This window comes from Micromonospora sp. NPDC092111 (assembly GCF_044755745.1).
Taxonomy (GTDB): Bacteria; Actinomycetota; Actinomycetes; order Mycobacteriales; family Micromonosporaceae; genus Micromonospora.
On the sequence record NZ_JBIVRQ010000003.1, the window covers coordinates 290705 to 304448 of the forward strand.

The window sequence follows — 13744 nt, forward strand, 5'->3', positions numbered from 1 at the left end:
GAAACGAAAGGTTGCACAGCATGAGCCGGACCGCCCGGGTGGAGCGGATCACCAAGGAGACCAAGGTCCTCGTCGAGATCGACCTCGACGGCACCGGCCAGGCCGAGATCACCACCGGCGTCGGCTTCTACGACCACATGCTGCACCAGATCGCCCGGCACGGTGGTTTCGACCTGACCGTACGCACCGTCGGCGACCTGGAGATCGACGCCCACCACACGATGGAGGACACCGCGCTCGCCCTGGGCGCCGCGTTCGACCAGGCGCTGGGGGACAAGGCCGGCATCCGGCGGTACGGCTCGGCCACCGTCCCGATGGACGAGGTGCTGGTCCGGGCGGCCGTCGACCTGTCCGGCCGCCCGTACGTGGTGCACGACGAGCCGGCGCTGGCCCCGTACATCGGGCCGGTCTACCCGACGAGCATGACCCGGCACATCTGGGAGTCCTTCGGCCAGGCGGCCCGGGTGACCCTGCACGTGGACGTGCTGCGGGCGGCCCGGCCGGGCGGCCACCCGGACGCGCACCACGTGGTGGAGGCCCAGTTCAAGGCGGTCTCCCGGGCGCTGCGCGAGGCCACCGCCCTCGACCCGCGCAACGCCGGCGTGGTGCCCAGCACCAAGGGCGCGCTGTGACGGGCCCGGGCCGGGCGACCCGGCGGGGCCGCGCCGCCGGTGACGGGCGGCGATCCTGATGGGGCCGGTGCTGCCGACGTTGCTGCTGATCCTCGCCGGTGTCCTGGTCGGCGGGGTGTGGTCGTTGGTCCGGCAGGGCGCGCCGCGCGGGGCGATCGTGATCACCGGCCTGCTCGCCGTGCTGGCCACCGTCGGCGGGGTGCTCTGGCTGCTACCCGGGGAGGGCTGATGGGCCGCCGGATCGTGGTGCTCGACTACGGCTCGGGCAACCTGCGCTCGGCCGAGCGGGCGTTGGCGCACGTCGGCGCGGACGTGACGGTCACCGACGACCTGTCCGCCGCCGCCCGGGCCGACGGCCTGGTGGTGCCCGGCGTCGGCGCCTTCGCGGCCTGCATGGCCGGGATCGAGGCGCTGGGCGCCGGCCCGGTGATCGCGGAGCGGGTGGCGGCCGACCGGCCGGTGCTCGGCATCTGCGTGGGCATGCAGGTGCTCTTCGCGCACGGTGACGAGCACGGCGTGGTCACCAAGGGGCTCGGGCTGCTGCCGGGCGGGGTGACCCGACTGCCCGCCGACCGGCTGCCGCACATGGGCTGGAACACGGTCACGCCGCCGGCCGGCTCGGTGCTCTTCGCCGGCCTGCCCGCCGACAGCCGGTTCTACTTCGTCCACTCGTACGGGGTGGTCGACCCGGCGGGGTTGGCCGGGGCCGGTGCCCGGGTCACCACCGCGCACCACGGCACGGACTTCGTCGCCGCGGTGGAGCGGGGGGCGCTGTCGGCGGCCCAGTTCCACCCGGAGAAGTCGGCCGAGACCGGGGCCGCGCTGCTGCGCAACTGGCTGGCCACGGTTGACTGAGCAGGTGGGCCGCCGCCGGGTCGTCCGTCCCGGGCCGGGTGCGCGGTGAGCAAGGAGCGGGCCCGCCGGCGGGCGGCCCGGGAGGCCGAGGTGGCCCGGGAACGGGTCGTCCGGCAGCGCAAGCTGGCCCGCCGGCAGCGTCGCCGGGCCCTGGTACGCCGGGTCACCCCGCAGTTCCGGCGGGGCCGTACCGGCCGGCTGGCCCGGCGCAGCCGGGGGGAGCGGGCCGCCATCGTCGGGTTGACCGGGGCGGCCCTGCTGCTGATCTGGACGTTCGTCGACGACCTGGCGCTGCGGCTGGCGTTGGTCGTGCTGTTGCTGCTGGTCCTGCCGGCGGTCGTGGTGATCGCCCTGGACCGTCGGATCTGACTGCGAGGAGAAGAGACGTGAGCCTCACCCTGTTGCCCGCCGTGGACGTCGCCGACGGCCAGGCCGTCCGGCTCGTGCAGGGCGCCGCCGGCAGCGAGACCGCGTACGGCGAACCACTCGACGCGGCGCTGGCCTGGCAGGCCGACGGCGCGGAGTGGATCCACCTGGTGGACCTGGACGCCGCCTTCGGTCGGGGTACCAACGCCGAACTGCTCGCCGAGGTGGTCGGGAAGCTGGACGTGCGGGTGGAGCTGTCCGGCGGGATCCGGGACGACGCGTCGCTGCGCGCCGCGCTCGGCACCGGGGCGGCCCGGGTGAACATCGGCACCGCCGCGCTGGAGGACCCGCAGTGGTGCGACCGGGTCTGCGGCGAGTACGGCGACCGGGTGGCGATCGGTCTGGACGTGCGGGGTCGTACCCTCTCGGCGCGGGGCTGGACCCGCGACGGCGGTGACCTGTGGGAGGTGCTGGCGCGGTTGGACGCGGCCGGGGCGTCCCGGTACGTGGTGACCGACATCACCAAGGACGGCACCATGCGCGGGCCGAACCTGGAGCTGCTGCGGGAGGTCTGTGCCCGGACCGACGCCCCGGTGATCGCCTCCGGCGGGGTCTCGACCCTGGACGACCTGCGGGCGCTGGCCGGTCTGGAGGAGGCCGGGGTGGAGGGTGTGATCGCCGGCAAGGCGCTCTACGCGGGGGCGTTCACGGTGGCCGAGGCGCTGGCGACGTTGCGGGCCGGCGCGTGACGGACGTGCCGGCGGGTGGCGCCGTCCGCCCCGCCGCGACGATGGTCGTGGTGGCCGGTCTCGTCGACCCGGACCTGCTGGTCGAGGTGGAGCTGGAGGCGTACCTCCCCGGCGGCTGAGCCGCCCGCCGTTTCGGACCGGGCGGTGGGTGGGGGCGGCCACACTCCCCGCAGATAGATTGCGCACAACTCAATTGCGCGCTACGTTTCGATGGTGACCGATGATCTGGTGCTCCGTCGACAGGTGTGCTTCGCGCTCTACGCCGCGTCGCGCGCCGTCACCGACGTCTACCGGCCCATCCTCGACGAGTTCGGCCTGACCTACCCGCAGTACCTGGTGCTGCTGGTGCTCTGGGAGCGCGGCGACGCCGCCCCCACGGTCTCCGAACTCGGTGCCGCGCTGCGGCTGGACTCCGGCACGCTCTCCCCGCTGCTCAAGCGGCTGGAGGCGGCGGGCCTGCTGGTCCGGACCAGGGCGGCGCGCGACGAGCGCCGGGTGGAGGTGGGGCTCACCGCCGACGGTGCGGCCCTGCGGCAACGGATGGACGAGGTGCCGCTGCGGGTCGCCCGCGCCACCGGCCTCACCGAGGCCGAACTGGTCGGCCTGCGCGACACCCTCACCCGGGTCACCGAGACGATCCACCGACAGAAGGAGCAGTGATCCCCGTGCAGGTGCTCTACACCGCGTCCGCGCTCGCCACCGGTGACGGCCGGGACGGCCACGTCCGGACCGCCGACGGCACCGTCGACCTCGACCTGGCGATCCCGAAGGAGATGGGCGGCACCGGCCGCGCGGCCAACCCCGAGCAGCTCTTCGCCGCCGGCTACGCGGCCTGCTTCCACTCCGCCCTGCGGCTGGTCGCCCGCAGGGCCAGGGCCGACGTCACCGGCTCGGTGGTCGAGGCCGAGGTCGGCATCGGCCCGCACGGCGCCGGCTTCGGCCTGACCGTGGCCCTGCTGGTCGACCTGCCGGCCGTCGAGCGGTCCGCCGCGCAGCAGCTCGTCGAGGCCGCCCACCAGGTGTGTCCCTACTCGAACGCCACCCGGGGCAACATCGAGGTCGCCCTCACCGTCCGCGCGGCGGCGTCGGCCTGAGCGTCGCCCCAGGCCGTTCACCATCGGGTACGAAAGGACGACATCGCATGAGCACCAACCGTGAGATCCACCTGGCCTCCCGCCCCCAGGGCTGGCCGACCGCCGACAACTTCCGCCTCGTCAGCACCGAGGTGCCCACCCCGGGGCCGGGCCAGCTCGTGGTCCGCAACCAGTTCATCTCGGTCGACCCCTACATGCGGGGCCGGATGAACGACGCCACGTCGTACGTGCCGCCGTTCGCCCTCGACGCGCCGCTCGACGGTGGGGCGATCGGCGAGGTGGTGGCCGGCGAGGCCAACGGGATCACGGTCGGCGACACGGTGCTGCACGGCCTCGGCTGGCGCGAGTACGCGCTGCTCGACGCCCGGGCGGCCCGGCCGGTCGACCCGACCGTCGCGCCGGTCAGCGCGTACCTGGGCGTGCTCGGCATGACCGGGCTGACCGCGTACGCCGGCCTGCTGGAGGTGGCCGCCATGAAGCCGGGCGATACCGTCTTCGTCTCCGGCGCGGCCGGCGCGGTGGGCAGCATGGTCGGCCAGATCGCCAAGCTCAGGGGCGCCGGCCGGGTGGTCGGCAGCGCCGGCTCGAAGGCCAAGGTGCAGCGGCTGGCGGCGCTCGGCTTCGACGCCGCCTTCGACTACCACGACGGTCCGGTGCGGGACGCGCTGAAGGCCGCCGCCCCGGACGGCGTCGACGTCTACTTCGACAACGTCGGCGGGGAGCACCTGGAGGCCGCCATCGCCGCGATGAACCTGCACGGCCGGGCCGCCATCTGCGGCATGATCGCGCAGTACAACGCCGACCAGCCGCCGGCCGCGCCGCGCAACCTGGCACTGGTCATCGGCAAGCGGCTCACCCTGCGCGGCTTCCTGGTCGGCGACCACGGCAACCTGCGCGGCCAGTTCGTCACCGAGGTGGCCGGCTGGCTGCGCGAGGGCAAGCTCTCCTACGACGAGACGGTCGTCGACGGCATCGAGAACGCCCCGGCGGCGTTCCTCGGCCTGATGCGCGGCGAGAACCTGGGCAAGATGCTCGTCCGGGTGTGACCCCCCGGTACGACGGGTGGCGGTGGCTGGCCTCACCGGTCGGTCACCGCCAGGTGCCCGTTGGATAGGCTCGCGGCATGACGGTGGCGGTACGGGTGATCCCGTGTCTGGACGTGGACGCCGGTCGGGTGGTCAAGGGGGTCAACTTCCTCGACCTGCGCGACGCCGGTGACCCGGTGGAGCTGGCCGCGGCGTACGACCGGGCCGGCGCGGACGAGTTGACCTTCCTCGACGTCACCGCCTCCGCCAGCGACCGGGGCACCATGCTCGACGTGGTCCGCCGCACCGCCGAGTCGGTCTTCATCCCGCTGACCGTCGGCGGTGGCGTGCGTCAGGTCGCCGACGTCGACACCCTGCTGCGGGCCGGGGCCGACAAGGTGGGGGTGAACACCGCCGCGATCGCCCGGCCCGAGCTGATCGCCGAGATCGCCGACCGGTTCGGCCGGCAGGTGCTGGTGCTCTCGCTGGACGTCCGGCGCGCTCCGGCCGGCACCACGCCCAGCGGGTTCGAGGTGACCACCCACGGCGGTCGCCGGGGCACCGGGCTCGACGCCGTCGAGTGGGCCGCCCGCGGCGCCGAGCTGGGCGCGGGGGAGATCCTGCTCAACTCGATGGACGCCGACGGCACCAAGGCCGGCTTCGACCTGGCGCTGATCGAGGCGGTCCGGGCGGTGGTCGACGTGCCGGTGATCGCCAGCGGCGGTGCCGGCGAGGTGGCGCACTTCCCGCCCGCCATCGGGGCGGGCGCCGACGCGGTGCTCGCCGCCAGCGTCTTCCACTTCGGCGAGCTGACCGTCGGCGAGGTCAAGGCCGCGCTGCGCGGGGCCGGCCACCCCGTCCGCTGACTCGGCCACCCGGCCACCCGGTCCGCTGACCCGCCTCGCCCGGTCCGCTGACCCGCCTCGCCCCGGTCCGCTGACCCGGCTCGCCCGGTCCGTCGATCCCGCCGGCCCGGTCCGTCGTTCCCCGGCCGGGACCGTGATCGACTCCACCTCGGGGAGATGGCGGTGTCCGGCGGGGTAGGACACCGCCACTTCGGCGAAACGGCGAGGCGTGCCGAAACGGCGAGGCGTGCCGAAACGGTGAGGCGTGCCGGAATGGCGAGGCGTGGCGGGACGGCGAGGCGTGCCGAAATGGCGAGGCGTGCCGGGACGGATCAGCGGCCGGGATGGGCCTCCGGGGAGCGACGCGGGGCCGGGATCGACCGGACGACGTACTCCTGCACGGCGGCGGCGTGGTCCTCCTCGGGCAGGTGCCACTCCGCGCTGCCCGGGGCGTGCCGCCGGACGAGCACCCCCTGCACGCTGTCGACCGTGCCACCCACCCCGGCCCGGGGCCGGGTGCGCCAGAGCCGTTCACCGTCCGGGGTGATCCGGAACCAGCCGTCGGAGACCGTCACCAGCCCGGCCCCGACCAGCCGACGGACCGCCGTCTGCACGTCGTCCCGCTCGGGTATCGCCTGGTTGAGGTGGTCGGCGGTGGAGATGACGTCGGCGAGCCGGACGCCCTCCGGACGCCGGGAGTCCGCCGCGCGGCGGTGCCGTCCGGCTCCGCTCGCGATCACCAGTGACACGAAGATCCAGGCGTCCGTCCACCGCCACGCGTTCTCCCCCATGCAGGAATGATGCCCGGAGGTTTCCGTTGAGGAAACACCTACTTTCCCGCTGTCGTGTCAGCGCAGCTCAGCAAGGGTGCCCGACGGGACGTCCGGGGTGGACTCCGCCGGGACGGCGAAGAGCGGGATGAAGAACTGGGCCAGCGGGCCGATGGCGAGCGCGTACGCGACGGTGCCGACGCCCACGGTGCCGCCGAGCAGCCAGCCCAGGGCCAGCACGGTGATCTCGATGACGGTGCGGACCAGCCGGATCGAGCGGCCCGGACGGCGGGCGACGTACCCGGTCATCAGGCCGTCGCGGGGGCCGGGGCCGAGGCGCGCGCCCAGGTAGAGGCCGGTGGCCGCGCCGTTGGCGACGATGCCGCCGACCAGCAGGCCGATCCGGGTCGGCAGCGGCAGTCCGGCCGGCAGCAGCGCCAGGGTGGCGTCCACCACCAGACCGACCACCACCACGTTGCTCACCGTGCCCAGCCCCGGCCGTTGCCGCAGCGGGATCCAGAGCAGCAGCACCACCGCGCCGACCGCGATGGTCGCGGTGCCGAACGACAATCCGGTCTGCCGGGCCAGCCCCTGGTGGAAGACGTCCCACGGGTCCAGCCCGAGGCTGGAGCGGATCATCATGGCCATGCTGACGCCGTAGAGCACCAGCCCGGCGTAGAGCTGACCGAGCCGTCGGGCGGGACGGTGTCGCAGATTGCCAATCGCTGCCATGCATGCCACCCTAGGGTCCAATATCGGGCATGGAAGAGCCAATTGCGGAGGGGTGGCCGTGACCAGCCAGGTGCGAGGGGTCCAATTGGCGCGTCTGCTCGGCCAGTGGCATGCCCTCCCCGGCCGGCGGCGCAGTCCCGACTACGCCGCGCTCGCCGCCGCCGTCCGGGGTCTGCTCTCCGACGCTCGGCTCCCCCTCGGGGTACGCCTGCCGGCCGAGCGGGAGCTGGCCGAGGCGCTGCGGATCAGCCGGACCACGGTCACCGCCGCCTACCGTGAGCTACGCGAGACCGGCCACCTGGCCAGCCGGCGCGGCGCCGGGAGCTGGACCATGCTGCCCGGCACCCACCGGGTCGCCAGCACCGGCCTGTGGACCCCGCTGGACGACCGCGACATGATCGACCTCGGCGTCGCCGCGCTGGCCGCCCCGGCCGAGCTGGTGCCGGCCGCCCGGGCCGCCGCCGAGGACCTGCCCCGCTACCTCGCCGGCGCGGGCTACCACCCGACCGGCATCATCGAGCTGCGCGAGGCGGTCGCCCGGTCGTACACCGAGCGGGGTCTGCCCACCAGCGCCGAGCAGATCATGGTGACCAGCGGCACCCAGCACGCGCTGGACCTGGTGCTGCGGCTGGCCCTCGCGCCCGGCGGCAGCGTACTGGTCGAGTCGCCCACCTATCCCAACGCGCTGGCCGCGCTCGCCGCCCGGCGGGCCCGGATCAGCACCCACGGCCTCGCCACCGACGGCACCGGCTGGGACGCCGACCTGCTGCTGGGCAGCATCCGGCAGACCCGGCCCAAGCTGGCCTACCTGATCCCCGAGTTCCAGAACCCGACCGGTCACCTGATGCCCGCCGAGCTGCGCGAGCCGCTGGTCGCCGCAGCCCACGCCGCCGGCACCGACCTGGTGGTCGACGAGTCCTTCGTGGACCTGCCGCTGGACGGCACCACACTGCCCCCGCCGATCGCCGCCTTCGACCGGCACTCCCGGGTGGTCAGCATCGGCGGGATGAGCAAGCCGTACTGGGGTGGGCTACGGATCGGCTGGGTCCGGGCCTCCGCCCCGCAGGTGCAGCGGCTGGCCGCCGCCCGGGTCGGGGTGGACATGGCCAGCCCGGTGCTCGACCAACTCGTCGCGGTGCACCTGCTCGGCCGGGCCCCAACCATCGTCGCCGCCCGTCGGACACAGCTCGCCGCCCAGCGGGACGCCCTGCTCGGCGCGCTCGCGCAGCGGCTGCCGGACTGGCGGGTCAGCGTGCCGCGCGGCGGCGTCACCCTCTGGGCCGAACTGGACGGCCCGATCTCCAGCGCGCTGGCCCGCGCGGCCGAGGAGGTCGGCGTACGGCTGGCCCCCGGCCCCCGGTTCGGCCTGGACGGCACGCTGGAGCGCTTCCTGCGGCTGCCCTTCACCCTGCCCGCCGCGGACCTGGTGGAGGCGGTCGGGCGGCTCGCCGCCGTCCGGTACGACCTGGACCGGGGCACCGGTCGGCCGCGCTGGCGGGAGCCGGCGGTCATCGCCTGACCGACCTGGTCGGGCCGATCCGGCCTGCCGGCCGGGTGCCGGCTGGGACACTGCCGGTGTGGGCAGCCCGGGATGGTCGCGCTGGGTCCGGCCCGGCGCGCCCGGCTCCCGGGCCACCCGGCTGGAACTCTTCTACGACCTGGTCTTCGTCTTCGCCTTCCTCAACGTCACCGCGCTGACGTCCACCGAGCCCAGCGCCACCAACCTGTTCCGCTGCCTGCTGGTGCTGGGGCTGCTCTGGTGGTGCTGGACCGGGTTCGCGGGGCTGGGCAACACGGTCCGCGCCGACCAGGGGCTGCTGCCCATGATCGGCTTCCTCACCATCGCCGCCACCTTCCTGCTCGCGTTGAGCATGCCGGGGGCGTTCACCGACCGGCCGGGCGGGTTGGACGGCCCGTTGGTCTTCGCCGGCTGCTACTTCCTGGTCCGGGCCTCGCAACTGGCCGTCTTCGGCTGGGTGGCCCGGGGCGATCCGACCCGGCGGCGGCAGTGGCTGCTGCTCGCGCTGCTGCCGGTGGCCGCCACCGGCCTGCTGGTCGCCGCCGCCCTGCTGCCCCGGCGGGTCGCCGAGCACAGTACGGCGGTCGCCCTCCAGTTGACCCTCTGGACGGTCGCCCTGGTGCTGGAGTACGTGGCCGGGGTGCGGCTGGGCGGGTCGTACTGGGCGGTGATCTCCGCCGGGCACTGGGCGGAGCGGCACGCGCTCATGGTGCTCATCGCGCTCGGTGAGTCGATCATCGCGCTGGGGATCGGCTCGAAGTTCGTCACCGGGCTGCCGCTCACCTGGCCGGTGGTGATCGCCGCGGTGCTCGGCATCGCGGTCGCGTCGGTGCTGTGGTGGGCCTACTTCGACACCCTGGCGCTCGCCCTGGAACAGGCGCTGCACCGCAGCCGCGACCCGGTCGCCCGGGCCCGGCTGGCCCGGGACGCCTACACCTACCTGCACCTGCCGCTCATCACCGGGGTGATCTTCTTCGCCCTCGGCCTCAAGGACCTGCTCACCGAGGTGGCCGACCCGGCCACCCCGGAATGGGGGGTGCCGTTGGGCTGGTTCTGGATCCTGGTGCTCTACGGCGGGGTCGGCCTGTTCCTGCTCAGCATCGTCGCCTGCGGGTTGCGGGCCACCCGGGTGCTGCGTTGGCCGCCGGTGCTGGCCGTGCTGGTGCTGGGTCTGCTCACCCCGGTCGGCGCCGGGGTGCCCGAGGTGGGCGCGCTGGCCCTGCTGGCGCTGGTGTGCGTCGTCCTGGTGCTGGTCGAGACCCCGGGCCAGGGCCGGCGGCGGCGTCGGGTGCGGCAGTTGGCGCTGGAGGAACAGCGGGCCGCCGAGATCGAGGAGAGCCGCTGGCGTGGCGAACACCTGTGACCGGCCGGCGGCCGTGTCCCGGGACGGGGGGACAGGGACGCCGGCCGGTCCGGGCGGATCAGATCTCGGCCAGGCTGCCCTCGTACATCTTGTCGATCTCGGCGGCGAAGTTGCCCTCCACCCCGCGCCGCTTGATCTTCATGGACGGGGTCATCTCGCCGTCCTCGATGGTCAGGTCGCGCGGCAGGATGGTCACCTTCTTGATCGTCTCCCAGCGGTTGAGCCGGGTGTTGAGCTGGGCGACGTACTCCTCGACCATGGCCCGGGCCTCCGGTGAGGCGACGATCTCGGCGTACTCGCGCCCCTCCAGCGGGCCGCCCGCCGCCCAGCCCCGGACCGCGTCCGGGTCCAGGCTGACCAGCATGGTGCAGTAGTTGCGGGCCTGGCCGATCACGATCGCCTGCGAGGTGTACGGGCAGATCGCCTTGAACATGCCCTCGATGTGCGACGGCGCGATGTACTTGCCGCCCGAGGTCTTGACCAGGTCCTTCTTCCGGTCGGTGATGCGCAGGTAGCCGTCGTCGTCGAGGCTGCCGATGTCACCGGTGCGGAAGAAGCCGTCGGCGGTGAACGCGGCGGCGGTCTCCTCCGGCAGGTGGTGGTAGCCGCGCATCACCGGTCGGCCCCGGACCAGGATCTCGCCGTCGGTGTCGATCCGGCACTCCAGGTCGCCCATCGCCCGGCCGACGGTGCCGATCCGCAGCCCGTCCGGCGGGTTGACGAAGTTGCCGGCGCTGGTCTCGGTGAGGCCGTACCCCTCAGAGATCGGCAGGTTCGCCGCGGCGAAGAAGGTGGCGATCTCCTTGCTCAGCGGGGCGGCACCGGAGACGAGCACCCGGATCCGGCCGCCGAGGCGGGCCTGGAGCTTGCTGAAGACCAGCTTCTCGGCCACCGCGTACTTCAGCCTCAACCCGGTCGGGACCGACCGGCCGGCCTGCTCCAGGGCGACCTTCTGCTTGCCGACCGCGACGCCCCAGGCGAAGATCTTCGCCTTCGCGCCACCGGCGTCCTGCGCGGTGGTGACCGCCTTGTTGTAGACCTTCTCGAAGACCCGGGGCGCGCCGCACATCAGCGTCGGCCTGATCACGGCGAGCATGTCGACCAGCTTGTCGACCCGGCCGTCGACGTACGTCGGCAGGCCGACGTGCGTCGAGCCGCAGAGCAGCGTCTTGCCGAACGAGTGGGACAGCGGGAGCCAGAGGTACTGCACGTCGTCGGGGCGCAGCAGACTCGTCTCGGCCTGCACGACCGCCTCCCAGCACCAGCCGCCGTGCAGCAGTTCCACACCCTTCGGGCGCCCGGTGGTGCCCGAGGTGTAGATCAGGGTGGCCAGGTGCTCCGGGCCGATCGGGGCGACCAGCCGGTCGATCAGGTCCGGCTCGGCGGCGAGCGCCCGCGCGCCCCGCTGCTCCAACTCGGCGAGGGTGAGCTGGGGTACGGCCGCGGCCGGGTCGGCGGTGCCGTCGAAGAGCACCACGTGGGTCAGCGCGGGCAGTTCGGCCCCGGCGATCTTCGCCGCCTGGGCCGGGTCTTCCGCGAACAGCACCCGGGAGCCGGAGTCGGCGATGATGTAGGTCGCGTCCTGGGGCTCCGTGGTCGGGTAGACGGTGGTGGTCGCGCCGCCCGCGCACATGATGCCGAAGTCGGCGACCACCCAGTCCAGCCGGGTGTTGGCCAGGATCGCCACCGGATCCTCCAGACCGACGCCCAGGCCGTGCAAGCCGGCGGCGACCGCCCTGGCCCGCTGCCCGACCTGCTCCCACGTCAGCCAGACCGGGCCGGAGTCGTCCGATGCCGGGTGGGCGAACGCGTGCTGGTCGGGGGACGCGGCCACGCGCTTGAGGAACATGTCGGGAATGGAACGGTACGGTACGTCGAGAGCCATCGCTGTAGCCGCCTTCAGGGGGTGGGTGACGTGACGGGGGTCACGTCGCTCTGCGGTTACCGAAGGGTATTGCCTGCACCGGGGCATCGGCTAGCCCTCGAACCTGTGAGCCGGCTGAGCCCGGCGAGGTGGCACCGGTCGGTCAGGCGTACCGGTCGGCCCGCAGCGACCAGTCGTAGGTGGCCCGCAACCACGACCGCCGGGCGGCGAGGTACGGCTCCAGCCCGGCCTCCAGGCGGGCCACGAGCGCCGCCTCGCGGACCAGGTACCGGGCCAGACCGTCGTTGAACCACCCGGTGGCGAGGTCGAACGCGGCCTGCTCGCTCCGCCCGGTGTGCGCGGCGAGGACGGTCACCAGATTGTGCGGGTCGGCCGCGGTGTCCTGCTCCTTGCGGTGGGAGAACAGGTCGTTGCACCAGCAGACCAGGTCGACCGCGAGGTCGTCGAGCGCGGTCAGCGCCGGGTCCACCCGTTGGCCCGGATCGGGCAGCCCCGCGTACGCCAGGTCGGTGAGGGTGAGGCTGGGGCGCACCCCGCCGGTGTGCCGGCGCATCTGGAGGTACTCGGCCACCCCGGGCACCCGCTGCTGCTCCCGGTTGGACGCCTCCCACAGCAGCGCGAGCAGGTACTCCCGCAACTGGCTGACCAGGCACAGCAGCAGCTCCGGCCGCCGCTGGCCGCGTACCCGCCGGCAGATGTCGGCCAGCGCGACCCCGAGCCCGCCGGCCGCCGGGACGGGCTCGGCGGGGACGCCGTGCCGGTCGAGCACGTCCAGCAGCGCGGCGACGGTCGGTGCGAGCCGGGTCGGCGCGTTGCCGAGACCGTCGTCGTCGCAGGCGTCGTCCACCACGAAGAGCCAGGAGAACAGGTCGGTGAGCAGCCGTAGCCGGTCCACCTGCGCCTGCGGGCAGGCCCGGCCGGCCAGTTCGGCGGCCCCGGCCCGGCGTAGCCGGTGCTCCGACCGTCCGGCCCCGATCAGGTCCAGCCGGCGGGCCCATTCCAGGCTCTCCGTGGCCACCCGGTCGGTGGCGGGGTGCCGCCGCGCCGCGAAGGGCGGTTCGAGTAGCCCCGATAGGTCGAACCTCCGCATGGTCCCCCCAGTCGGCCTCCCCGGCGGGGCGGCGTCGCCGCAGAGTACGGCAGAAGGGATCGGTACAAATCACTGGGCGCGGGAGGTGGACGACCGATCCCGCCCCCGGCAGCCAGCAGCCACCCGGTCCGTTCCGCGCGGTGATCCGGCGGGTGCGGAGGGTGTTCGCCCGACCTGATCCGTCAGAGGCCGAGCCGGGCCGTCCGCAGCCGCTCGGCCACCGTCGGCGGGCCGTCGAGCTGGACCCGGGCCACCCGCTGTCGCCCGGAGAGGAAGAGCGCCAGCTCACCCGGCGACCCGACCAGGCGGACCCGGTCACCGCCCCGGCCCACGGTCAACTCGCCGTGGCCGGGCGCCTGGACCAGCAGGTCCGCCGGGAAGCGGCGGGCCGTCGTCCGGGCCAGCAGGGCGGCCGACCGCCACAACCGGACCGCCAGCCCGGCCGGGACGTCCCGCGGCTGCCAGCCCGGCCGGGCCCGCCGCACGTCCTCGTGGTGGATGAAGAACTCCATCGTGTTCGCCAACTCGTCGGTGAGCGGGTTGCTCAACGGGCTCCACACCGGCGGCCGGCGTACCTGCCCGACCAGCTCCGGCCAGGGCCGCCCGGCGGTTCGCAGGCGCACCCGCTCGCCGTACCCGCGCAGCGGCGGCAGCAGGATCCCACCGGCGGCGTCCGGGCGGCGCTCCCGCACCACCAGGTGGGCGGCGAGGTCCCGGGTCGTCCACCCCTCGTCGAGGGTGGGGGCGTCCGGGCCCAGGTCCAGCATCAGGTCGGCGAGCGCCGCGCGCTCCGCTCGGGCGTACCTCGGCATGTAAGCG

17 protein-coding genes are annotated in these 13744 nt (G+C 74.2%); 12 read left to right on the plus strand and 5 right to left on the minus strand.

Annotated elements, in window-relative coordinates; all coding sequences use genetic code 11:
* Window positions 1–20 precede the first annotated feature (20 nt).
* The 10 genes from hisB (at window position 21) to hisF (ending at window position 5587) form a co-directional block, all read left to right on the plus strand.
* A complete protein-coding gene (gene hisB, locus ACIQG9_RS09800) occupies window positions 21–632 on the plus strand; it encodes an imidazoleglycerol-phosphate dehydratase HisB (protein ID WP_400399788.1) in 612 nt (203 codons plus the stop codon).
* 67 nt (window positions 633–699) lie between these two features.
* Entirely contained in the window at window positions 700–861 is a 162-nt protein-coding gene (locus ACIQG9_RS09805; protein ID WP_400400138.1) for a hypothetical protein, read from the plus strand.
* Window positions 861–1487 (plus strand): imidazole glycerol phosphate synthase subunit HisH, encoded by a 627-nt coding sequence (hisH, locus tag ACIQG9_RS09810; RefSeq protein WP_400399790.1) that lies wholly within the window; start codon window positions 861–863, stop codon window positions 1485–1487. Before ACIQG9_RS09805 ends, hisH begins: the two co-directional genes overlap by 1 nt.
* A gap of 45 nt (window positions 1488–1532) precedes the next feature.
* Window positions 1533–1856 carry a hypothetical protein gene (locus ACIQG9_RS09815; RefSeq protein WP_400399792.1) on the plus strand — a complete coding sequence of 108 codons (324 nt, stop codon included), beginning with the start codon at window positions 1533–1535 and terminating at the stop codon, window positions 1854–1856.
* 17 nt (window positions 1857–1873) lie between these two features.
* Complete coding sequence (gene priA / locus ACIQG9_RS09820) at window positions 1874–2602, plus strand: bifunctional 1-(5-phosphoribosyl)-5-((5-phosphoribosylamino)methylideneamino)imidazole-4-carboxamide isomerase/phosphoribosylanthranilate isomerase PriA (protein WP_400399794.1); 729 nt, start codon at window positions 1874–1876, stop codon at window positions 2600–2602.
* Complete coding sequence (locus ACIQG9_RS09825) at window positions 2599–2721, plus strand: hypothetical protein (protein ID WP_400399796.1); 123 nt, start codon at window positions 2599–2601, stop codon at window positions 2719–2721. The genes priA and ACIQG9_RS09825 overlap by 4 nt, the downstream gene beginning before the upstream one ends.
* Window positions 2722–2815: 94 nt before the next feature.
* The gene (locus tag ACIQG9_RS09830; RefSeq protein WP_400399798.1) at window positions 2816–3262 is read left to right on the plus strand and encodes a MarR family winged helix-turn-helix transcriptional regulator; all 447 of its coding nucleotides are present in this window, start codon (window positions 2816–2818) and stop codon (window positions 3260–3262) included.
* 5 nt (window positions 3263–3267) lie between these two features.
* On the plus strand, window positions 3268–3696 hold the full coding sequence (locus tag ACIQG9_RS09835; RefSeq protein ID WP_400400113.1) for an organic hydroperoxide resistance protein: 429 nt from the start codon (window positions 3268–3270) through the stop codon (window positions 3694–3696).
* 47 nt (window positions 3697–3743) lie between these two features.
* Window positions 3744–4742 (plus strand): NADP-dependent oxidoreductase, encoded by a 999-nt coding sequence (locus ACIQG9_RS09840; RefSeq protein ID WP_400399800.1) that lies wholly within the window; start codon window positions 3744–3746, stop codon window positions 4740–4742.
* Between the two features lie 77 nt (window positions 4743–4819).
* On the plus strand, window positions 4820–5587 hold the full coding sequence (hisF, locus tag ACIQG9_RS09845) for an imidazole glycerol phosphate synthase subunit HisF (protein ID WP_400399803.1): 768 nt from the start codon (window positions 4820–4822) through the stop codon (window positions 5585–5587).
* Between the two features lie 311 nt (window positions 5588–5898).
* Here the strand turns inward: hisF and ACIQG9_RS09850 are convergent, their stop codons facing one another.
* Both ACIQG9_RS09850 and ACIQG9_RS09855 read right to left on the minus strand, forming a co-directional pair.
* On the minus strand, window positions 5899–6357 hold the full coding sequence (locus ACIQG9_RS09850; protein WP_400399805.1) for a hypothetical protein: 459 nt from the start codon (window positions 6355–6357) through the stop codon (window positions 5899–5901).
* Between the two features lie 57 nt (window positions 6358–6414).
* Window positions 6415–7068, minus strand: coding sequence for a YitT family protein (locus ACIQG9_RS09855; protein WP_400399807.1), 654 nt, complete (start codon window positions 7066–7068; stop codon window positions 6415–6417).
* A 58-nt stretch (window positions 7069–7126) separates the two neighbouring features.
* Here ACIQG9_RS09855 and ACIQG9_RS09860 point away from each other — a divergent pair, with 58 nt between their 5' ends.
* Both ACIQG9_RS09860 and ACIQG9_RS09865 read left to right on the plus strand, forming a co-directional pair.
* On the plus strand, window positions 7127–8587 hold the full coding sequence (locus ACIQG9_RS09860) for a PLP-dependent aminotransferase family protein (protein ID WP_400399809.1): 1461 nt from the start codon (window positions 7127–7129) through the stop codon (window positions 8585–8587).
* 58 nt (window positions 8588–8645) lie between these two features.
* Window positions 8646–9950 carry a low temperature requirement protein A gene (locus ACIQG9_RS09865; RefSeq protein WP_400399811.1) on the plus strand — a complete coding sequence of 435 codons (1305 nt, stop codon included), beginning with the start codon at window positions 8646–8648 and terminating at the stop codon, window positions 9948–9950.
* 58 nt (window positions 9951–10008) lie between these two features.
* On the opposite strand, the gene ACIQG9_RS09870 is transcribed toward ACIQG9_RS09865, so the two are convergent.
* The 3 genes from ACIQG9_RS09870 to ACIQG9_RS09880 form a co-directional block, all read right to left on the minus strand.
* Window positions 10009–11835 carry an AMP-dependent synthetase/ligase gene (locus ACIQG9_RS09870; RefSeq protein ID WP_400399813.1) on the minus strand — a complete coding sequence of 609 codons (1827 nt, stop codon included), beginning with the start codon at window positions 11833–11835 and terminating at the stop codon, window positions 10009–10011.
* Between the two features lie 142 nt (window positions 11836–11977).
* A complete protein-coding gene (locus tag ACIQG9_RS09875) occupies window positions 11978–12925 on the minus strand; it encodes a terpene synthase (protein WP_400399816.1) in 948 nt (315 codons plus the stop codon).
* Window positions 12926–13107: 182 nt separating this feature from the next.
* Complete coding sequence (locus tag ACIQG9_RS09880) at window positions 13108–13737, minus strand: TIGR03085 family metal-binding protein (protein WP_400399818.1); 630 nt, start codon at window positions 13735–13737, stop codon at window positions 13108–13110.
* Between the last annotated feature and the right edge of the window lie 7 nt (window positions 13738–13744).